At 35.1% G+C, this 20,747-nt stretch carries 16 protein-coding genes; 12 read left to right on the plus strand and 4 right to left on the minus strand.

Annotation, left to right across the window (positions count from 1 at the left end; translation table 11 throughout):
• Positions 1-66 precede the first annotated feature (66 nt).
• Together DF947_RS01230 and DF947_RS01235 are read left to right on the plus strand one after the other, a co-directional pair.
• Positions 67-270 (plus strand): RNA-binding protein, encoded by a 204-nt coding sequence (locus DF947_RS01230; protein ID WP_109927863.1) that lies wholly within the window; start codon positions 67-69, stop codon positions 268-270.
• Positions 271-384: 114 nt separating this feature from the next.
• Complete coding sequence (locus DF947_RS01235) at positions 385-1,428, plus strand: NAD(P)-dependent alcohol dehydrogenase (RefSeq protein WP_109927864.1); 1,044 nt, start codon at positions 385-387, stop codon at positions 1,426-1,428.
• A 186-nt stretch (positions 1,429-1,614) separates the two neighbouring features.
• On the opposite strand, the gene DF947_RS01240 is transcribed toward DF947_RS01235, so the two are convergent.
• Entirely contained in the window at positions 1,615-2,226 is a 612-nt protein-coding gene (locus DF947_RS01240) for a hypothetical protein (RefSeq protein WP_109927865.1), read from the minus strand.
• A gap of 166 nt (positions 2,227-2,392) precedes the next feature.
• Between DF947_RS01240 and DF947_RS01245 the strand changes: the two genes are divergently transcribed.
• From DF947_RS01245 to DF947_RS01275, 7 genes are all read left to right on the plus strand, one after another.
• Positions 2,393-3,358: a S41 family peptidase gene (locus DF947_RS01245; RefSeq protein WP_109927866.1), complete on the plus strand. Its 966-nt coding sequence runs from the start codon at positions 2,393-2,395 to the stop codon at positions 3,356-3,358.
• 260 nt (positions 3,359-3,618) lie between these two features.
• Positions 3,619-4,362, plus strand: coding sequence for a class I SAM-dependent methyltransferase (locus DF947_RS01250; protein ID WP_109927867.1), 744 nt, complete (start codon positions 3,619-3,621; stop codon positions 4,360-4,362).
• A gap of 1 nt (position 4,363) precedes the next feature.
• Positions 4,364-5,317: a polysaccharide deacetylase family protein gene (locus tag DF947_RS01255; protein ID WP_109927868.1), complete on the plus strand. Its 954-nt coding sequence runs from the start codon at positions 4,364-4,366 to the stop codon at positions 5,315-5,317.
• Positions 5,318-5,324: 7 nt separating this feature from the next.
• A complete protein-coding gene (locus DF947_RS01260; protein ID WP_109927869.1) occupies positions 5,325-6,191 on the plus strand; it encodes an ABC transporter permease in 867 nt (288 codons plus the stop codon).
• Positions 6,192-6,193: 2 nt separating this feature from the next.
• The gene (locus tag DF947_RS01265) at positions 6,194-7,465 is read left to right on the plus strand and encodes an ABC transporter ATP-binding protein (protein ID WP_240615298.1); all 1,272 of its coding nucleotides are present in this window, start codon (positions 6,194-6,196) and stop codon (positions 7,463-7,465) included.
• A gap of 2 nt (positions 7,466-7,467) precedes the next feature.
• Positions 7,468-9,522 (plus strand): glycosyltransferase family 2 protein, encoded by a 2,055-nt coding sequence (locus DF947_RS01270; protein ID WP_109927870.1) that lies wholly within the window; start codon positions 7,468-7,470, stop codon positions 9,520-9,522.
• A gap of 27 nt (positions 9,523-9,549) precedes the next feature.
• The gene (locus DF947_RS01275) at positions 9,550-10,539 is read left to right on the plus strand and encodes a glycosyltransferase family 2 protein (RefSeq protein WP_109927871.1); all 990 of its coding nucleotides are present in this window, start codon (positions 9,550-9,552) and stop codon (positions 10,537-10,539) included.
• Here DF947_RS01275 and DF947_RS01280 read toward each other — a convergent pair.
• Both DF947_RS01280 and DF947_RS01285 read right to left on the minus strand, forming a co-directional pair.
• Positions 10,532-11,380 carry a beta-1,6-N-acetylglucosaminyltransferase gene (locus DF947_RS01280; protein ID WP_109927872.1) on the minus strand — a complete coding sequence of 283 codons (849 nt, stop codon included), beginning with the start codon at positions 11,378-11,380 and terminating at the stop codon, positions 10,532-10,534. The two genes, DF947_RS01275 and DF947_RS01280, sit on opposite strands and share 8 nt — an antisense overlap.
• Positions 11,381-11,880: 500 nt before the next feature.
• Complete coding sequence (locus tag DF947_RS01285; RefSeq protein WP_109927873.1) at positions 11,881-12,627, minus strand: metallophosphoesterase; 747 nt, start codon at positions 12,625-12,627, stop codon at positions 11,881-11,883.
• A gap of 227 nt (positions 12,628-12,854) precedes the next feature.
• On the opposite strand from DF947_RS01285, the gene DF947_RS01290 reads away from it, so the two are divergent.
• The 3 genes from DF947_RS01290 to DF947_RS01300 all read left to right on the plus strand — a co-directional run bounded on the left by DF947_RS01290 (position 12,855) and on the right by DF947_RS01300 (position 16,521).
• The gene (locus tag DF947_RS01290; RefSeq protein WP_109927874.1) at positions 12,855-14,852 is read left to right on the plus strand and encodes an ATP-binding protein; all 1,998 of its coding nucleotides are present in this window, start codon (positions 12,855-12,857) and stop codon (positions 14,850-14,852) included.
• A 440-nt stretch (positions 14,853-15,292) separates the two neighbouring features.
• Positions 15,293-15,562: a helix-turn-helix domain-containing protein gene (locus tag DF947_RS01295; RefSeq protein ID WP_109927875.1), complete on the plus strand. Its 270-nt coding sequence runs from the start codon at positions 15,293-15,295 to the stop codon at positions 15,560-15,562.
• A 197-nt stretch (positions 15,563-15,759) separates the two neighbouring features.
• Positions 15,760-16,521, plus strand: coding sequence for a hypothetical protein (locus tag DF947_RS01300; protein ID WP_109927876.1), 762 nt, complete (start codon positions 15,760-15,762; stop codon positions 16,519-16,521).
• Between the two features lie 33 nt (positions 16,522-16,554).
• Here the strand turns inward: DF947_RS01300 and DF947_RS01305 are convergent, their stop codons facing one another.
• Complete coding sequence (locus DF947_RS01305; protein ID WP_158526203.1) at positions 16,555-20,229, minus strand: YobI family P-loop NTPase; 3,675 nt, start codon at positions 20,227-20,229, stop codon at positions 16,555-16,557.
• Between the last annotated feature and the right edge of the window lie 518 nt (positions 20,230-20,747).

Genomic DNA, 20,747 nt, shown 5'->3' on the forward strand with positions numbered 1-20,747 from the left:
TTTCAAAGTCTAGTTGATCCTGTTTAGTATTCGTTATGCTATCTTCGTATAAATTAAGGTTTAATCATGAGTAATAACGAAAATATTATTTTAAAGGATGGCGATAGCTGTGAAGTAATTGGTGGTACGCACAAAGGAAAAGCTGGCTTAGTTAGGGACATTAACATCAGCAAAACTGGGCATATTTCCATCACCGTAGCACAAGCAAACGGGCATCGTTTTAAAACGCTGGGCAAAAATGTTGTAGTGGTTAATAACGTCAAAAAGTAAGCTTCAAAAATGTAAAATGTTTGAATTTTGTAAGCAATCCTTTGATTTGCGTAATAATTCACTAACAATTACCCATTATATTTGTTCTGGTATAATTAACTAAAATTTATAAAAATGATTGCAACAAAAGGATATGCGGCGCAAGACCCAGGAACAGATTTAGCACCCTGGAATTTTGAACGCCGTGAGGTTGGACCGCATGATGTTCAATTCGAAATCTTATTCTGTGGCGTTTGCCATTCAGATTTACACCAAATAAAAAACGATTGGTTTCCAGGCATTTTCCCAATGGTTCCAGGCCATGAAATTGTTGGTCGTGTTATAAAAGTGGGCGATCATGTTAAAAAATTTAAAGTAGGCGATTTAGCAGGTACAGGCTGCATGGTAGATTCTTGCCAGGTTTGCGAAAACTGTAAGCAAGATTTAGAACAGTATTGTTTAGAGGGTAATACGCAAACTTACAATGGTTTAGAAAGAGACGGAAAAACGCCAACTTATGGTGGTTACTCAGATTCTATAGTTGTAAGGGAAGAGTTTGTACTTCACGTTTCTGATAAATTAAATCTAGCAGCTGTAGCGCCACTATTATGTGCCGGAATTACAACCTACTCTCCATTAAGACATTGGAAAGTTGGAAAAGGACATAAACTTGCCGTTTTAGGACTTGGTGGTTTAGGCCACATGGCGGTTAAATTTGGTGTAGCTTTTGGTGCTGAAGTAACCGTATTAAGTACTTCACCAAAAAAAGAAGAAGATGCCAAAAAACTAGGTGCTCATCATTTTGTTGTGACTACTGATCCTGCACAAATTAAAGCAGCAAGAGGTACCTTTGATTTTATCTTGGATACGGTTTCTGCTGAACATGATTTTAACATGTACTTATCTTTATTAAGAACCAACGGAACACACATCTGTGTAGGCGTTCCACCTAAACCAGCAGAAATTGCTGCTTTCAGTTTATTGGGAGGTAGAAAAAGCCTTGCCGGTTCGGGTATTGGTGGTATTGCCGAAACTCAGGAAATGCTTGATTTCTGTGCTGAGAACAATATTGTTTCAGATATTGAAATGATCGATATAAAAGACATTCACAATGCTTACGAACGCATGGAAAAAGGTGATGTACGTTACCGATTTGTTATTGATATGGCAACTTTGTAAAAAGACCATCTAGGTGTAGAAAAAGCCAGTAAATTAATTTTTTACTGGCTTTTTTGGTTTGTATTATTTAATAAATAATTTGTTGTGTATTGAATAAAGATTCGGCCTAGGCCGGAAATACGGCATCTAATCTTAATAAAAAAAGTTTGTCCACAAAGGCAAGCCTTTAAAAATTAAATATGTGTGTTACGGTGTAAATTCTATTTTTTGTACTAAGTAGGCCTTTCCGAATTTCTGTGGATCATGAATAACCGTTGCTTTTATGGCCTTCCATTTAGGGCGTTGTCCGGTTTGCCAATTCGCACGTATTTCCTGGACATTTTTCCATATTTCCTCTAACTGGCTGCCAACCGTAGCATTTGCCAAAGTAAACTGAATTTTATCTGAAAAGTAATAATCGGTACCCTGTTTATTCAACCTAATTATTGGTCCACCAGGAATATAAGAAACAATAAGCTGAATATCAAAGGATTCAGTTCCTTTATATTGCTCTTTGCTAATAACATTCAAAAACTCGTAATAGTAAGAAGAGCCATCGGCTGGTGGATTCGCATCATAGTGAAAAACAGCCCTGATGCGATAAGTATATCCTGGTTCTCTTTGTTCGAAACCAGCTAAAGATGCACCTGCTTGTTCATTTTCTGGCAACTTTAATAAAATGTCCTTATCTGATCCTAAACGATGATCTATTAATAATTCAACTTGTTGGCCATCTTTTAGGTTAAGCGGACCATATGTGGCTTCTTTTTTACAAGAGATGAGGCAAATGGCTAATAAAAGTACAATGAGGTTTTTCATAAAAACGATTAGTGGGTTTTGTTTATGATAAAACGTAGCGATGGAATTAAACGCTACAGGACATAAATCTTTGTAGTTTGTTTTTTATGATTATTGATGTCTTAACTTTTATTCCATTACTAAAATTAACATAGTTTTTGTAGTTTCACGCAAAATAATCGCTCCAATGTTCCGAAAATCCATCCCTATTTTATTCGCCATTTTAAATGGCGTAGTTCTTCTCAGTTGCTCACAAAATAACATTAAGAAAGCTACTGCAAAAGAAGATATTTCGTTCATGGTTAGTGTTTTAAAAAGCAGTTTAACCCAGCAATATTTCGACAAGAAAAAAGCTACAGATCTTGTGCAAAAACTTACGGAAATGGAGCAACAAAAAATGTTTGAGGGTGTTTCAGATTCAGCCGCAACAGAGATGGTTACCAATATGCTCCGGAAAGAAACCAACGATAAACATTTCAATGTTATCGCTTATCCAAAGATTCCCAGTATACAAAACGACAAACCGCAACCAAAACTATCATCAGCTGGAATTAGCAGGTTTAAAATTTTGAAGAACAACATCGGCTACATAAAATGGGATTTATGCATTGCAAATGAAGATGCTTTTAAAGAAATCCGCAGGGTGTTGGATTCTCTATCGGGATGTGATAAGCTTATTTTCGATATATCTGAAAACCCCGGAGGTGATGGTGCTAGTAGTGCTTTTATAAACCAATTTTTATATCGCGACAAAAGCTACCAAACGCTTTTGAAAAAGAAATGTACGGGGGAGCAGGATTGGAAGCAAAGCGAAGTCATTTTTAATTACACCAACGGACCAACATTTTTTGATAATCCCATTTATATCATCACTTCTGACAAGACTTTTTCAGCTGCAGAATATTTTGCTTTTACCGCAAAAGAATTGAAAAGAGCAACCATTATTGGTAAAACCACTGCCGGTGCTGGCAACCCGGGCTCATCGGTAAGTGTTGCTTTGCCAAATTCAGATATGTTTTTCTGGATGTTTATTCCAAACTGCCAAATTGTTACTCGTGATGGCCATTCCATTAAAGGCATCGGTGTAAAACCAGATGTAACGTTAAAGGGCGTTAACTTGCTAAATGAAACATTAGAATATGTGCTGAAGTAGGAAAAGCAAACACAATAATATCCCATTGTTAATAAAATAATCCTAATAGTGGCAAAAGTAAGATGGCACGAATAAATAATCCATAAATATTTTCAAATTTGGCCTATTACGCACTACTGATAAAGATCAATAAATATTTTTAGTCATAAGTATTAATGCCTGCTAGATTTTTATTATCTTTCAAGCTTGTTAATCCCTAAATAAAACTAAACGCTCAATTACAATTCCTTTGTTTCTGAGAAGTTTGAAATTTATAATAAATGCCTAAAAGCATAAAAGAATTTCTTAAAAGATATATGCCAGATTTCTTTAAAAGGATGGCGTATCGTGTCAATTTATATCCTGGATATAAACCATCACACGGAAATATTTCATGGGGTGATTTTGATCGGACAGAACCATTCAGTAATGTTTTTGGTTTTGATAGAGGAGGCCCCGTAGACCGTTATTATATAGATAATTTTTTAGCTTCAGAAGCAGATTCCATATTCGGAAATGTTTTAGAGGTTGCAGATAATGCTTACACATTAAAATACGGTGGGAATAGGGTTATTAAAAGTGATGTTCTACACGTAAATAAAGATGCCCCAGGGGCAACATATATCGCCGATCTTAGCAAAGCGGATTCACTTCCTTCAGATTATTTTGATTGTATAATTCTTACCCAAACTCTACAATTTATATTCGATTATTCATCAGCGTTGAAGCACTGTTACAGAATGCTTAAGAAAGGTGGTTCGCTATTGGTAACTGTTCCAGGAATCAGTCCGATAGAACGGGGAGAATGGCATAAATCATGGTTGTGGTCATTTAATGAGGCATTGATAAATAAAATTTTCACAGAAATATGTTCAGAAAGTAGCCTTGAAATTAAAGGGTATGGTAATGTTTATGCAGCGGTTTCATTTTTACATGGGGTAGGGCTAGATGAAGTTGATAAAACTAAACTTGATATCCGAGACAATTCATTTGACGTGATTATTAGCATACGTTTAACTAAATAGTATGAAAGTACGCTCTCTTTTCTCGCTTTTTAAAAGAAAAAAATTATCAAGTGGCGCTGTATTAATGTACCATAGAATAGCTGATGCAGAATCAGATCCATGGGAACTTGCCGTAAGTCCAAAAAATTTCGAAGAACATCTTCAAATATTACAGCATTATAATATAATTACTTTAAATGATCTTCATAATATCATCGAGAAAAGAGCCAATCATCATCAAGGTGTTAGCATAACATTTGATGATGGTTATAAAGATAATTATCTCATTGCTAAGCCCTTACTGGAGAAATATAACCTACCGGCCAATTTTTTTATTACAACGAATACTCTTGGTTCAATTCAGGAATTTTGGTGGGATGCATTGGAACGGATCTGTCTTCAATCACCTTGTCTTCCTCAGCAGCTAGTTTTAAATAACCCTTATAATATTTCATTTCAGATTGGTAAAGCTGAAAATGAAATTAATCCAATACAATTATATTATAAGCTTTGTGATATTTTTAAGGGTTTGGCTATAGAAAAGCAAAAATCTTTAATTGATTACCTTGAAGATTGGGCAAATAATAGAAATCAAAGAACTCATTATTTTACAATGACGAAAACGGAGCTACTAGATTTACAATCCAATAAACTATTCACACTAGGTGCTCATACTGAAAACCATCCCTTTCTTGCTGATTTTGAGTATCCTGACCAAGAAAAAGAGATAATGGGTAGTATTGATTTTTTGAAGAATCTTACAACACAGGAGATACATTATTTTGCTTATCCTCATGGAGGACGCAACAATTTTAGTGTAGAAATATTAGAAAGAACTGGAATTCGATTAGCATTTACTACAGAGCCAAATTGTTTCCATGAGGATATTAATAGATATGAAATTCCGCGTTTCCAGGTAAAAAACTGGAATGGAAAAACATTTGAAGGCTATTTGAACCGTTGGCTAGGAAATTAAAAATACAATGGATACTGAAGAAAAAGAAGATATTAAGCTGAATTGGCAATGGGAAATAAGTCCTGCTAAAAGTTGGTTTAAAATGGGCTTGATCGATCTCTATGCTTATAGAGGATTGATTTTGCGCTTTGTAAGGAGAGATTTAATCGCAAGCTATCAGCAAACGATTATTGGTCCGATATGGATATTTCTTCAGCCACTTTTTACAACACTAATTTATCTAATTGTATTCGGAAATTTTGCAAAAGTATCAACAGACGATACGCCTAAAATATTATTTTATATGTCGGGAACAATTATCTGGACATTTTTTTTCGATAACATTTCGGGTACAATGTATACATTTATTACTAACGCACATATTTTTAACAAAGTTTATTTCCCTAGGTTAGTTGTTCCGGTAAGTAACATCATTACACAAAGTGTTAGACTTTCGATACAACTGGTTTTGTTTATTATCATCTTTTTATATTACTATATTTTTTTTGATAAATTTCAGCTATCAATTTCTTTATTCCTTATTCCATTTCTAATTTTATTAACTGCAACCTTTGCTTTAGGTTCGGGATTGTTAATTGCTGTTTTTACAGCTCGCTATCGTGATATTGATACGTTTTTTCAATATATTTTACGTTTAGGCATGTTCATTACCCCAGTGGTTTTTCCAAGCACAATTGTACCCCAAAAATACCAGTTTTTATTTTGGCTAAATCCATTAACCCCTATAATTGAGACTTTCAGATCTGTATTCTTTCATCAAAATGCCATACAGTATAATTATTTGTTAATTGCCACAGCAGAGGCTATTTTTTTATTAATCCTCGGATTGATTTTATTCAAAAGGCGAGAAGTTGAAGTAATGGATATAATTTAATTATGAATATGGATAATGTGATTTTAAAAGCGGAAAATATTTCGAAATATTACAAATTGGGTGTTATAGGCACGCGTTCATTCAAAGAAGATTTGCAAGGATTTTGGAAAAAAGCATTTCGCATTTCTGGTAACGAAAAAATTAATCCCAACAACACAAACAATTCCAGCAACGAATTATGGGCGCTTAAAGATATTAGCTTTGAAATTATGCAAGGCGATGTAGTTGGCTTTGTGGGCAAAAATGGAGCTGGAAAATCAACACTGTTAAAAATTTTGTCGCGTATCACTTTACCTACAACCGGAACCATTAAGGGGATGGGCAGAATTGCAAGTTTATTAGAAGTGGGAACAGGGTTTCATGCAGAATTAACGGGTAGGGAAAATATTTTTTTGAACGGCCAGATTCTGGGAATGCACAAAAAGGAAATCTTATTGAAATTTGATGAGATCGTAGCCTTTTCTGGAATAGAGCGTTTCCTTGATACACCAGTAAAACGCTATTCCAGTGGAATGTACGTTAGACTTGCTTTTGCGATAGCAGCACATTTAGATCCCGAAATTCTTATTATTGATGAAGTGCTTGCTGTTGGCGACTCGGATTTCCAGAAAAAATGCCTTGGTAAAATGAAACAAGTTTCTGCTGAGGAAGGTAAAACAGTACTATTTGTGAGCCATAATTCACAAGCTTTGAAAAATTTATGTAATAAAGCAATTCATCTAGAGAAGGGAAGATTAATTGATATCGGGAGCACACAAGATATCATCACTAATTATCTTAAAAATGAACAAGATCAACCATTAAAAAAGGTTTATAACGATCCGGATGAGGCACCTGGCAATAGTAATATTCGAATTAAAAAGCTAGAAGTAATTCCAAAATATGTAGACAACAGTAAAATTATTGATATTAGAACACCTTTAACCATTCAATTTGAGTTCTGGTATTTACCATCAGAAAACATAGACTTAGGGGTTAGCATGTCTCTAAATACTGTAATGGGAGATTGCATTTTCGATGTTGATTCTATTGCGCAGCCGTTTCAAAAAGGGCTAGTTAAAGGTCAGTGCACCATACCAGGCAATCTTTTAAATAATGGTTCGTATACAATTAGCTTAATTTTTATTAGAAATACCAGTTCTGCCATATTTGAATTAGAAGAATGTTTATCATTTGATGTTGAAGATTTTAGAGAAAACACCGCATGGTATGGAGACTGGCCAGGTGCGATTAGACCGAAATTTAAAGTTCTGCTTGAACAGGAAAACTTATAAATATGAAAAAATTTAAACCTTATTCTATACAGCATCTTCAGCTCAACGGATTAGATAGCTTTAAACCGTTAAAATCGAATTACTATTTAGTATTATGGTGGAAAAACTTTCCATTAGGACATATTTGGTTAACAGAAGAAGATTTTTTATCCGACAATATATCCCTCGATCAAAAAGTTATTGAAGCCATTCAGCCAACAATTGATTATTATTCAGCCATACCAATACATGCTGGAAATACATCTAACTGGCGGGACTATTTTTTAAATAGGGAAAAGTTAAAGCTCGAGCAATTATTTGATAAGATCATCCCGATAAAAGATGATAACTTCTTGTCAGACAAAAAACTATCGGTGGTTATATGTACTCGAAATCGGCCGCAGGCCATTGATGATTGTGTACAGGCATTATTGAATTCTAACGACAAGGATTTCGAATTAATTGTGATTGACAATGCACCTGACGATGATTCAACAGAAAAGGTTATTAAAAAATATCCCGAGATTAAATATTTTAAGGAACCGCGAAAAGGCTTAGATATTGCAAGAAATACTGGAGCTCGTCTCGCCTCAAATGAGATTGTTGCTTATACTGATGATGATGTTATTGTAGAACCCAACTGGACTAGTCAGTTAAAACTAAAGTTTAATGACCGGGCAACAATGGCTGTAACTGGCTTAGTTATTCCAATTTCACTAAATACTAAGGCACAATTTACTTTCGAAAAAGCATGGGGATTTAACAAAGGATACTTGCCCCAACTTTACGATGAACATTATTTTAATAAGCATGTTCATACAGGTGTACCAGTTTGGGATATCGGTGCTGGTGCCAATATGGCTTTTAGAAGAGAGATTTTTGATTTAATAGGCTGGTTTGATGAACGACTTGATGTTGGTGCTTCTGGCTGTAGCGGTGATTCAGAGTTTTGGTACCGTATATTAGCTGAGGGCTATCATTGTCGTTATTATCCCGAATTGTTTGTGTATCATAAACATAGAGAAGAATCGAGCTCTTTAAAGCATCAAATTTTTAGTTACATGCGTGGACAGGTTAGTTCTGTTCTCGTGCAATACGAAAATTATCATCATCAAGGAGAGCTATACCGACTTAAAAAAATTCTACCAAACTACTATAGCAAAAGAATCTTTGGAGATCTTCTCCATTTAAGACTAAATTCTCTGCTAGATACTTTTAATGAGATCCATGGATGCATCTCTGGCTGGCTATATTATCGAAAACATCGAAATGTACAACGTAAGGGGAATATTCTTTTTCTAAAATCACTATCGCGAGATGTGGTAATGGATGAGAATACGCTGGTTTCTATAATTATTCCCTGCTATAATCATTCAAAATACCTAACAAAAGCCATAAACAGTGTACTTAATCAATCTTACAAAAATGTGGAAATTGTTGTAGTAGACGATGGCTCAACCGATAATACAGTGGAAGTTTGTAAGGCCTATAACGTAAAATATATTAGAACCAACAGAGTTGGCTTATCTGCTGCACGTAATACCGGTTTTTGTTACTCTACTGGTCAATTTTTAGTTTTTTTGGATGCAGATGATTATTTGTTTCCAGATGCATTACAGATTAATATAAACTATTTTGCAAATAATAAATCGGTTGCCTTCGTTTCTGGTGCACACGATAAAGTTGATGATAATGGAGACATTTTAAGTTCGGCACCACAAATTGAAAAGTGGGCAGAAAATTATGAAGGACTTCTTCATGGAAATTATATTGCCATGGAGGGAACAGTTATGTATAGAAGAGACCTGTTTTATACATTCTTTTTCGATCCACAATTAAAAGCCTGCGAAGATTATGATATTAATTTAAATATTACAAGGCATTTCACATCGATAACCCACAGTGAAAAAATTGCGGCATATAGAATTCATGATTACAATATGTCTGCAGATAAAGGCTTGATGTTAAAGAATGCAATAAAAGTATTAGAACGCCAGAAAAGGAATCTAAGAAATGATAAGGAGCTGAATGCATTCAATAGTGGAATAGAAAGCTGGAAAGCTTACTATAAAAATTGATTTCATTTTAATAATACAATAGAGACCATGCTCGAACGTACCCCAAAATCACCACCACAAATAAAACCTTTAGGCTTCAATTCTGACCAGCCAAAATGGTCGGTTATGATTCCCAGCTATAACTGTATAAAGTATTTACGTCAAACGGTAGAAAGTGTATTGATACAAGCCAGAGACATGTCGGAAATGCAAATTGAAGTAATTGACGATTGTAGCACCGATGGAGATATTGAGGCGCTAATCGAAGAGATTGGAAAAGGCCGGGTTAATTTTTATAAACAAGAACAAAATGTTGGAAGCCTTAGAAATTTTGAGACTTGTATAAACAGGGCCAAAGGTAAGTTAGTTCATATTCTTCATGGTGATGATTTAATAAAACCTGGTTTTTATGAGGAAATTGCAACATTGTTTGATGCGCATCCTGAAGCTGGCGCTGCTTTTACCGGCTGTTCTGATATTGACGAAGAAAATAACTGGTTATGGGATAGTAAGCAGATTCTTGAAAGCAAAGGCATCATTAACGACTGGTTAATGCAAATTGCTGAAGGGCAACTATTACAAACACCATGTATAGTGGTAAAGCGTGAAGTATATGAAAGATTAGGAAGTTTTTTTGGGGTTCATTACGGAGAAGATTGGGAAATGTGGACTCGAATAGCATCCAATTATCCTACCGCATATAGTCCATTAAAACTCGCTTGCTATAGGGTACATTCTAGTAACATCACAAATAATTCTCTAAGAACAGGTCAAAATATCCGAGATATTTTAACTGTGATAAATATTATCCAGCAGTATTTACCCAAACAAAAACGAAAGGAATTAAAAAATAGAGCCAGAATGAATTATGCCATTTATGCCGGAATACTATCTGATAATATTTACCATAATCAGAAAAATCCTCAAGCTGCTTTTAGGCAGGTGTTCGAAGCATTTAAATTGTACCCAAGTAAACGGAGTTTATATAGGTTAATCAAGATTATCGGAAAAAGACTTATCCGTTATAAGATTAATTAATACTGACTACACTATCTAAATAATTTAAGACTTCATTATCTATATTATCATCGAACTTACGTGCATAAAACTTGCCGGACATTAACAAACTATCTACGTCATTTAACGTAAGAATCATCGGCCTAGTTGCGCCGGCTTCAAATTTTATAAACCTACGATAGTTATTTTCAATATTGTTTCTATATTCTGAGTTTAACAAAATCGTTTGGAAAACAAACTCATCAGCACCCCAGGTCATCGAAAAAAAACGTTCTACATTTTTATTTTCTTTCAAATAGTCAATTACATATTTGGCGTGCAAAGAAGTTATTGTAAACCATTGTGATAATCCAAATGGCTTTAAATTGGCGGGCATTTTTCTTTTAGGCAAGATTTTATTTATTAAGTATTGTACTCTATACTTGAGCGGGTAATTATGATTAGTTAAATGATAGTTGTGAAGACGAGGAAGGGCTTCTTTCCAATGGTCATTTATGGATAAGAATTTCATAAACGTTTTATCTGAATTTGCCAAAAAAAAGTCACATATTTCGTTTGGATTTTTAAGGGGATAATCCTGTCCACTCAATAAATTTATATGACTGTATTCCATCTTAGAAGCTAAGATTTGCTCCATACTTTTTAAAGTGGCCTGTACCATGCTGTAGGCCCCCCAGGTAACTCTAATTCTATTTTCGATAAAATAAACGTTTGGTCTTGTTTTTAAATAAATAAAGTCATCAATTTTACTCTTTTTATCTACGTGAATGTAAATGTGAGATTTTGCACAGACAAGCCTACCGATAAGCCTTTCAATCTGCTTAGGATTGGTGTGTGCAATTATAAGATGCGCAATCATCATTAATTTTTCGAGCTATTTAGATAGAAATGATTAGTTTTTAAATGTACGGCAATTTATTGTACATTCAAGATAGTGTATTCTAACAATTTTGATAAACTAGGCATAATATTGTATTCCAAATGTGATAAGCCAATGAAAATATTGAATAGAATTTTTGGCAAAAAGTTATCTAAAAGGTAAATAGAAAGATTTCCAGAAAATTCGCTAGGAGATTTTTATGTAGAGAATCAAGTGTGCATCACTTGTAGAGCACCTGAAGCGGAAGCACCTGACTTATTGACCATTCTAAAGAGGAGTATGGCCATTGCTATTTCAAAAAACAACCACAAACTCCTGATGAACTTGATAGGGCAATAAGTGCCATGCAGGTTTCATGTATTTCAGGACTTAGATACGGAGGGAAAGATGAAGATATACTTAGACGTCTCTACAAGGAAGGTTTAGCACATGCATGTGATCATAAACCTAATGGAAAATAAGAATAGATCCTTAATTGATTATTAAATTTCAATAATAAAGTCTTTTTCATATCCATTATATTTTTCGTCAAGATAACCATGCGGGTTAGAAATAATTTCTGTCTCACCAATATGATATCGTACTGGCGTATGTATATGTCCATGAATCCAATATAAGGGTTGATATTTTATAATAATATCTTCAAGATTAGAAGCATACGCAGATGATATCGGGTCAGTTTTATATAAATCTGGTATAGATTTTATACTTGGAGCATGATGAGTAATTACCACATTTTTTTTGCCGATTGATTCTTCAAGACTTTGTTGCAACCATGCCTTGGACTTTTGATGAATCTTATAAGTGTCAATTGTTCTTAGCTTAGAATAAGAAGGGTCCCTTCTTATTTGCTTGTAGTCATTCATTTGGCCTTGACATATAATTCCATATTCAACAGGACTTCCGAACAAGGAAAAGTCTGTCCATAAAGTTGCTCCATGAAATCGTATGTCTTCAAAATCAACACTGCTATTTTCAAGAACAGTTACATTAGAGTTAATTGATGCCTCTATAATTTTGTTGAGTGTCTTTGGATATGAACCTTTATAATACTCATGATTGCCTAATAGGTAGATTACAGGTTTATCCTTAATATTTGCTTTAGCCCATTCAATTCCTTTTGTATCGAGATTCGTATCGCCAGCCAGGATAACCAAATCAGCATTGTTAAAATCTAAATTAGAAATTCCGAATTCTTGATGTAGGTCTCTAACTATCTTTATTTTCATTTTTATTTAACTGTCAATAATCAAATATAATTTTTTCGAAAACAATTTCTCGATGGGAGCGCATAACATCAGGATAATCTTCTTATTCTTCACATTTAAAAAAGTCTTATCAATAGTATATTATAAAAATCACAAACATCTTATCTAATATTTTTTTCATAAATAACAATCTACCTTTCCAAACAAATAAGTAATTTTCGCGTTTCAAAGTATCGGGAACTGCTTTTATGAATGAAAATTCTCACAACTTAAATACGAATTCCGCAAACGAAGACCGTTTTAGGGCGCTATTAAAGGCGACATCAGATGTAGTTTATAGCCTAAATCCAGATTGGACTATTATGCATGAACTGGATGGTCGGGGATTTCTACTTGATGCCCATGAGCCTACAACCGAATGGAAATCAAGAAATGTATATCCCGATGATTTAGAAATGGTTAATGAAGCAATTGCAAATGCAATTGCCACAAAAAATATTTTTCAGCTCGAACACCGTGTAGTGCGTGCAGATGGAAGCATGGGCTGGACATTTTCACGAGCAGTGCCCATTTTGAACGACGAAGGGGAGATAAGAGAATGGTTTGGCGTTGCATCGGATATTACAGAACGCAAAATAGCGGAACAGAAGCTAACTGAAGCCAAGGATGTTCTTGAAAATCAGAAGCGAACTTATGAAACCATTACTGCCGGAACACCTGATTTAATGTATGTTTTCGATTTAGAATATCGCTTTTCTTATGTAAACCGAGCACTTTTAGAAATGTGGGGCAAAACTTGGGATGATGCCGTGGGAAAGGGGCTTTTGGAAAACGGATATGAACCTTGGCATGCAGAAATGCACGAGCGGGAAATCGATTTGATCAAGGCAACAGGAAAACCGGTTAGGGGAGAGGTTGCTTTTCCTCATGCCATTTTGGGAAGAAGGTTGTACGATTACATTCTCAATCCGGTTTTTAATGAAGTTGGAGAAGTTATAGCGGTATCAGGTACCACCAGAGATGTAACAGAAAGAGACCAATGGGAACAGCAAATTAAGCAAAGCGCAGAAGAACTTCAATCGATTAACGAAGAGTTTGAAGCTATAAATGAAGAACTCAGGGCATCTAACGAACAATTGCTCGTTACCAACGAGAAGCTTTCACAAATCAATCAAGAATTGCTTAAGGCAGAACAGAAGATAGAAGAAGGTAAAATTGCGCTCCGCTTAGCCGTTGATGCGGCTAATTTTGGGACTTGGTACATTAATTCCGTAACACGCGAATTTATTACAGATGCACGTTTGAAAGAGCTTTTCGGGTATTTACCCAATGAGGATTTATCTATAGAACAGGCAATTGCACAGATTACAGATGAATACCGAGAATTTGTTTCGAAAAAACTGGAAGATGCAATTTATAACAATGGCGATTATGATGTAACCTATCCTGTTGTAGGGCTGCATGATAACCGTTTGCGTTGGCTCAGAGCTATTGGCAATTTAAAGGCAGATCCATCTGGTACCTTTTCTACCTTCACTGGGGTTGTGATGGATATAACCGAACAGAAAACAGAAGAAATCCGTAAAAACGATTTTATCGGAATGGTAAGCCATGAACTCAAAACACCTTTAACATCGCTCTCTGCTTATCTTCAACTCTTGGAGATGCATGCACATAAAAATCCTGACGAACTTAATCAGCGTGCAATTAATCAATCTGTAAAGCAAACAAAACGAATGACGGATATGATCAATGGATTCTTGAATATTTCAAGACTTGAATCTGCCAAAGTTTTTATTGAAAAATCACAATTCGATGTTGCCGACCTGATTAATGAAGCGCAAGAAGAAACCAAAATGCTTTACAGCACACATCGGTTTTTCTTTGAACCCTGCAATAGCATTATGATTAGTGCTGATAAAGGTAAGATAGGGCAGGTTCTGGCAAATCTAATCGGTAACGCGGTTAAATACGCTCAGCCAGGTTCTGCCATCCGAGTTTCTTGCATAACCACTACCGATACCATTAAAATAAGTGTTCAAGACGAAGGTATTGGCATAAGGCAGGAAGAACTACCCAAACTTTTTGAACGTTTCTATCGTGTGGATAACAATAATTTAATCTCCGGCTTCGGAATTGGTCTTTATGTCTCAGCAGAAATTGTAAATCTTCATGGTGGCAAAATCTGGGCTGAAAGTACAGTTGGTAAAGGATCTGTTTTTAGTTTTACCTTGCCATTATCCTAATCTTGGCTTCCTATGCTCCATTTGGGATTTTTCGCTCCCGCAAACCCAAAAAAAGGCACGCTCAAGAAAAAGTTCAAATTCCTTGTAAAACAAAAAAGCCCTAAACTTTCGTTTAAGGCTTTCTGTGATCCCGCTGGTTTCTTAACCTAGTTAAAAATCAGCGTTTTAGCAATATTTTGAAGGTTTTGAAATCCGACTCCCCGAATTACTCACCTCGATTTAATCTGATTTATCTGCGAATGATTTAATCCTAAATTTACGCAAAAAGAATGACAAATACAAATGAATTTTTTTTTGGTTTTTTTTCGCATTTTTTTAAAGAATAATCAACCCCTGTTCTCTTCAAGTAAAGTGCTAAAAAAATCAAATTAGATTGACATGTAGTAGAGCATTTTCTGGATCAATAATTTATTATTTGCGTTCCCTTAACGACAATACCAATGATATTAGATTTAATTACCAAGACAGACCTAGATGATTTTAAAAAAGAACTTTTCGAGTTATTGAAACAGACTGGGGTTAATCAGAAAAATGCTGTAGAGAACAAAAAGTGGCTAAGAAGCGCAGAAGTCAGGCATTTGCTCAACATTTCACCTGGGACACTGCAGAACCTAAGGATTAATGGTACCCTACCTTTTAAGAAAATAGGAAGTATTCTCTATTACGCTTATTCTGACATAGTAGCGGTTATGAATAAAGGAGCAATGTAAACAGGAATGGTCACGAAGAATAAAATAAGCACTTTACTGAGCGTCAGAAGTTATATATTTAGTAAGGAAAAATATAATCTAATAACTGGAAAGCGTAAACCGAAGTTACACAACAAAACCATTAAAATTCTTTAGTTAAATTACATATTACTTTTCAATTTTACCAAAATTAGTACATTCGAAAAAAATGATACCCAATGAAACGCCTCATAACCTACCTTCCATTACTGACTATTTGCCTGATTTACTTTGGTTTCAATAATCTTTATGGCTATTACCATGAATTTGGCATTGAAATATATAATTATATCGGAAGTGCTGAGATTGTCATGTCTTTTCTCCCTACAATTGTTGTACTCGGCAGCTTTTTCTACTCGGCTGCTTATCAGAATTTAGTATTTATGAGCAAGAATGACTCGAAGTTCGCTCAGAGGCCGGATGTGTCATCTGAAATGGAGCAAGAAGTTACCCCGGTTCGTCGATCACGTTTTAAAGAATATTTTTATGCAATGCTTTATAATACGCTTTTCTGGTTCATCGTTATCAACATTTTACTTTCAATTTTAAGGTTCGTCGTTTTAAGGTACTATATTGATTGGGAACTGCAGTTTTTTGATCTCATTGTCGCGGCAATTCGAATAGGTTTATTAATTGGAATCTTATATATAAACCGAGACTTTGATTGGTTTTTAAAAAACTCAATATTGTTCTCATTAATTTGCATTTATTTTATTGGAAGCTCTATCAGCAACTTCCGAGCGGCGGATGCCAAGAAAGTTAAAGCAGGCTATCCGATTGCACAAATTTCTTTTTCAAGAAACGGAAGCACAGTCAGGACTGGAAAGAACCTACTTTATATTGGGCAAACGCAAACTCAGCTATTTCTTTATAACAGAAAAGATTCCTCAACAACGATTTACAAACAAAGCGATATCGACTCACTAAACTTTAGGTATTGACTACACATTTTGTAATGTCTTTCGCTTTTTGGATTATTTCTTCGCGTTTAACCTGATTTTATCTTTATTTTTCACCGGCGTTGTTGATGAGAGGAAAGTACCTTCTTTCAGATTTGCCGTTAATAGTTCAGCGAAACGTTTATGATAATCGGTTGTAATTAGTTCCGCATGACCGCGCGACTTCACTAAATTTGCATAGGGCTTGCCTAATGCTATGAGTATCTTCTTAATCTGGTCTTTGGTAGCGCCTGATAAATAACCATTTACAAATGTCATTTTTTCTCGTTCGATTGAAGATTTACTGATTACAGCGTATAACCCGCCCCAGGTTAAACCTTTAGGCTCGCGCATGAATAATCTCAATGCATCATTAGCTAAGCTTTCGGTTAATAGTTCAGGTTTTATATTTGTTAATATTAATATTTTTTCACTGTCCTGAAGCCGCGCGGAATCTAAAATAAGTCTATAGTCTTTAGTATCCAAAGGAAAATTCGCCATCATCTTTTTGAAAGTTCTCCTGAAATGCTCAATCAATAGAATTGTTTCATTTTTTTGCCGTGATTGAAGGAAACCGAAATTCTCTGGAGTCATCACCATCTTGCCAGAAGAAATAATTACTTCCACGTTCGCTACCGGTAAAGCTGAAATGTCAAGATTTTGAAACTTCAACGTGGCTGTTTTCAATATTTTTTTGAGTGATTCTGGAAGAACTTCTGGTGAGGTGATGATGTTTTCGAAGCACAAAACAAAGTCTGACGCGGAAGAATCCCACTTTCCAGTTAAATGGTTATAGATCTCTGCTTGATTCAAGTAATTTACGAGGTGTTCGTCTAGTCCGTATTGTACCCAATATTCCTGAACATTGCTTAAACTTGGTGTAATGGTAAGGGTATCTAATAATTTCGGATAAAGATCAGTGTCTATTTTCTTCAGGTCATCAACAAATTTAAACTTTTGCAAAGCAATGATTTCTTTTTTTTCGCTTATCGTCAGGTATTTTTCATCATTGAGAAGAAATAGTATAGTCTCCGAAGATTCTTCATGGTTATTGCTTAGGTTAAGAAAAACCTGATTGACATAAGTGTCTAGATTCTTGAGAATATAATCTTTAATTGGTTTGCAATCTGATTGTAGAATAGTCGTAAGATGCGCATTTTTTAACAGTTCATAGTTCTCATCCACCAGATACAGTTTCATTAAAAGCGCAATATTTGGAACATTAAGTTCATATAAATTGTGTTCATAAATCTGCCCGACCATATCAGTCATATTCATTTCGCAAACAATAGTTTTAAGCTTTACATCTAGATGCAAGATTAAGCCCATTGCCTCCTGAATGATATTGTCCTGAACTGTCCTTGGCATAAACTCGAGATCACAAATGATAAAATTTGTTACCGATTTTTGTTGATCGAATGAGGCAATTTCTTTTGTGGTAAGACTTTGAAGAAGAATGGTAAAATATTTGTTTTTTTTAGCTTGTTCCAAACCAGATCTAAGATCGATAATGTCCCAAAAAATTGAAAAAACAGCTGCAGATTCCAAAAGGAAGGCTTTTAGAGGCCGCCCCGATTCTAAGTAGGCTAACATAAAGTCTATAGCCTTGGGTTTTTCGCTGACCATTTGATTCATCAACAAGTCAAGTTGTTCTGCATTATTGTCTTTTGTCAAAAGCAGAAAATCCAGCAAGTCGAAGTTTAAAAGATAATTTCTCGCAAAGGCAAACTGGGGCAGGCTATCGATTAATTCCTGTAAATTTTGCAAGGGATGATTAAAAGGTTTCGATTGGCGGTGCTGTGCTGCCAGTAAAAAATCTTTATCATCGATTGTGAGTGTTCCCGGATGAAATAAGGTAATGTAGCTACTGTAATTTTCGTCTAAGTAACCATTTCTCACCAGGTAAGATAACACGGGCAGTTCTTTCAATGAGGGTACTGTGGCTTCCAAATCAATTATTTTTGCAATGCCTTTAATATCCATTTCGTTATGCGCGCTCAACTGGTCTCTAAGCTGATTTAGTTCTTTTCTTATCGAATCCTGGGATTGCCGTTCTCTTATCGCTACCAATTCTTTCCTGTTTTCATAAGTTTCATCTCCCTTTTTGAGACTCTGAGGAGTGAATTTAATATTTGCAAAGGTCATGTTATAGGCGTATTGGTACTGATACTTGATGTTTTCGAGTGCCATCGTTCGTTCAAAGATCTCTTCACTCTCGACTAAATCCTTCAAAGTATAGAGGGTATCATCCACCTCAATAGAACCCGTAAAAGCACGTGTGGATTCATGAGTACCCTTTGTGTTGACAAAATCAAATAACCTGAAAGCAAATACCTCTCTCAACTCCCTTAAGGCACCAATGCGTTCCTCCGAGGCCTTCGCGAGCTTATTGTTTAGTACTGTTTCCTCATGCTTCAATTTGTCGACAAGGTGCGCGAGGTAAGTTGTCTTATTTTGAACGATTTCATGAAGTTTCCCAGCATTCTCATGTAGCTCTGAAAAATCATCAGGATAGAGATTTTTATAAACAATCATGCCCAGCAGTTTATCAATTTCAAGGCCGGAATTTTTGAATAAGATATGTTTATATAGTAATAATTCATTGATGATATTTAGCAGCATGCGCATATCATCGATATAATAAGAGATGAATGAAACAAATGCTCCAGGGATGTTCTCGAATAATCCGGCCTTTTTTAATTTACGGGTAAGCATGTCTTTCGCATTATTCGAATTGATTACAGGTATTACCGGAATGATAAAATCAAAGAACTTTGTACGCTTCTCATCTTTAAAAAGTTCATCTTTTAAGGCATAAATAAAAACCACGTTGCGTTTCACTCGATTTGCATTGTTGATCAACAGGTTTATCTCGCGAAGCTTGGTAAATATTTCAACAGGATTTGTAAACCTATCAAGGTCCTCAATAAAAACAACATTATACTTTGAGGACTCAAAAAAATACAGAATCTCATCCAGATGTTCATTTAAGACGGACTTATCCTTCTTTCCAAGTTCCATTTCCGCGCTGGCAATATTCAGCTTGCCAACCTTAAAGCTATGATACCCTTTAAAAGCCCAAAAGATTATACTGAACAACCCTGTAATGACAATCAGCCAGGCAGTGTAAATTAGCATTTGATTCCCTTGAAGACTTTTAATGTCAGGGAAAGATTCAAAATATTTGGCTTTTGTCAGAAATGCAATTGAGACGGCTAGTAAGACTATCCCGAGTACTCTAATAAATATTTTACCCATTGAAGGGATTTCAATTCTTCCAAACCTAGATTGTTCAATGTTTGATGGTTTTGCGTAATAGAATATCTGATAAAGGATATTAAGCTCTAGGACTTTAGGATTTGGATCACTGTCTTTGAAGGAGGCTAAAGAGATATTTAGGTATTCATATTTTTTATTGTTTTTTTGAAACGTTTTAATAATGCTACTTTTTCCAGAGCCGTATGGCCCGGTAAGTGCGATGTTACGCACATTAGGATTATCAAGCGCCCATTTCATTGCACTTTGATAGACTAAATCGGGATCCGCAGATTCGTTTGGACTCAAATCTTCATAAAGAATCTTCTGATCAGCCTTTTGGGCAATCAAGGATCCAGAAATGCTTAGCAAAAAGTTGCCATGTCTCTTGATTATACAAGATAGTTTGAATTTGAGATAGGTCAAAGCATTTTTGATTTGCTTGAAAATTTTCAAACACAATATGAACAACCGCTTTTTAAGATACTTGGCGAAGATTAGCAGTAGAACTATAACTACAACGGTTCCAAAAAAAATGAGAAGTAGACTTAATTTAGATAAATACATAAGCTATTTTTAGCTTCCTTAACCCAAATTCGCTGAATTAGCTAGCTTACTTGCTTTTTGGCAACTATTCAATCTAATGCTTATTGCACCTTTGAGAGCAATCTTAGTTTGGCCATTACTCGATTAACGTTTGGGATTTCGGAGCATTTTTTAAGCATGTAAAATAGTAAAAAGTATAGCCTTTTCAAACTCAATCAATGACCTTGTATGATTATCTTGATTTATAACGATGCTCAAGGTATTGAACAAACGTTCGAGTAACTAACGACTATCGCCATAAGATAGCTCCAGTAGCCTTGCAAACCGGCAATCTTTCTGCGTTTAAATCTTCTCCGGCCAATTAGATACCGGATCAGTAAGCCTAATGTTATAATTATAATCGAATTTAAATCCATTTTTTTTATTGA

It is taken from the genome of Pedobacter paludis (assembly GCF_003173575.1).
In the GTDB taxonomy this organism is placed as follows: domain Bacteria; phylum Bacteroidota; class Bacteroidia; order Sphingobacteriales; family Sphingobacteriaceae; genus Pedobacter; species Pedobacter paludis.

Bases quoted from the DNA above. Each gene is read 5' to 3' on its own strand.
- DF947_RS01240 (WP_109927865.1), bottom strand. From the start codon at position 2,226: ATGAAAAACCTCATTGTACTTTTATTAGCCATTTGCCTCATCTCTTGT.
- DF947_RS01300 (WP_109927876.1), top strand. From the start codon at position 15,760: ATGAAACGCCTCATAACCTACCTTCCATTACTGACTATTTGCCTGATT.
- DF947_RS01245 (WP_109927866.1), top strand. From the start codon at position 2,393: ATGTTCCGAAAATCCATCCCTATTTTATTCGCCATTTTAAATGGCGTA.
- DF947_RS01290 (WP_109927874.1), top strand. From the start codon at position 12,855: ATGAATGAAAATTCTCACAACTTAAATACGAATTCCGCAAACGAAGAC.
- DF947_RS01250 (WP_109927867.1), top strand. From the start codon at position 3,619: ATGCCTAAAAGCATAAAAGAATTTCTTAAAAGATATATGCCAGATTTC.
- DF947_RS01275 (WP_109927871.1), top strand. From the start codon at position 9,550: ATGCTCGAACGTACCCCAAAATCACCACCACAAATAAAACCTTTAGGC.
- DF947_RS01255 (WP_109927868.1), top strand. From the start codon at position 4,364: ATGAAAGTACGCTCTCTTTTCTCGCTTTTTAAAAGAAAAAAATTATCA.
- DF947_RS01280 (WP_109927872.1), bottom strand. From the start codon at position 11,380: ATGATGATTGCGCATCTTATAATTGCACACACCAATCCTAAGCAGATT.
- DF947_RS01285 (WP_109927873.1), bottom strand. From the start codon at position 12,627: ATGAAAATAAAGATAGTTAGAGACCTACATCAAGAATTCGGAATTTCT.
- DF947_RS01260 (WP_109927869.1), top strand. From the start codon at position 5,325: ATGGATACTGAAGAAAAAGAAGATATTAAGCTGAATTGGCAATGGGAA.
- DF947_RS01230 (WP_109927863.1), top strand. From the start codon at position 67: ATGAGTAATAACGAAAATATTATTTTAAAGGATGGCGATAGCTGTGAA.
- DF947_RS01270 (WP_109927870.1), top strand. From the start codon at position 7,468: ATGAAAAAATTTAAACCTTATTCTATACAGCATCTTCAGCTCAACGGA.
- DF947_RS01265 (WP_240615298.1), top strand. From the start codon at position 6,194: ATGAATATGGATAATGTGATTTTAAAAGCGGAAAATATTTCGAAATAT.
- DF947_RS01235 (WP_109927864.1), top strand. From the start codon at position 385: ATGATTGCAACAAAAGGATATGCGGCGCAAGACCCAGGAACAGATTTA.
- DF947_RS01295 (WP_109927875.1), top strand. From the start codon at position 15,293: ATGATATTAGATTTAATTACCAAGACAGACCTAGATGATTTTAAAAAA.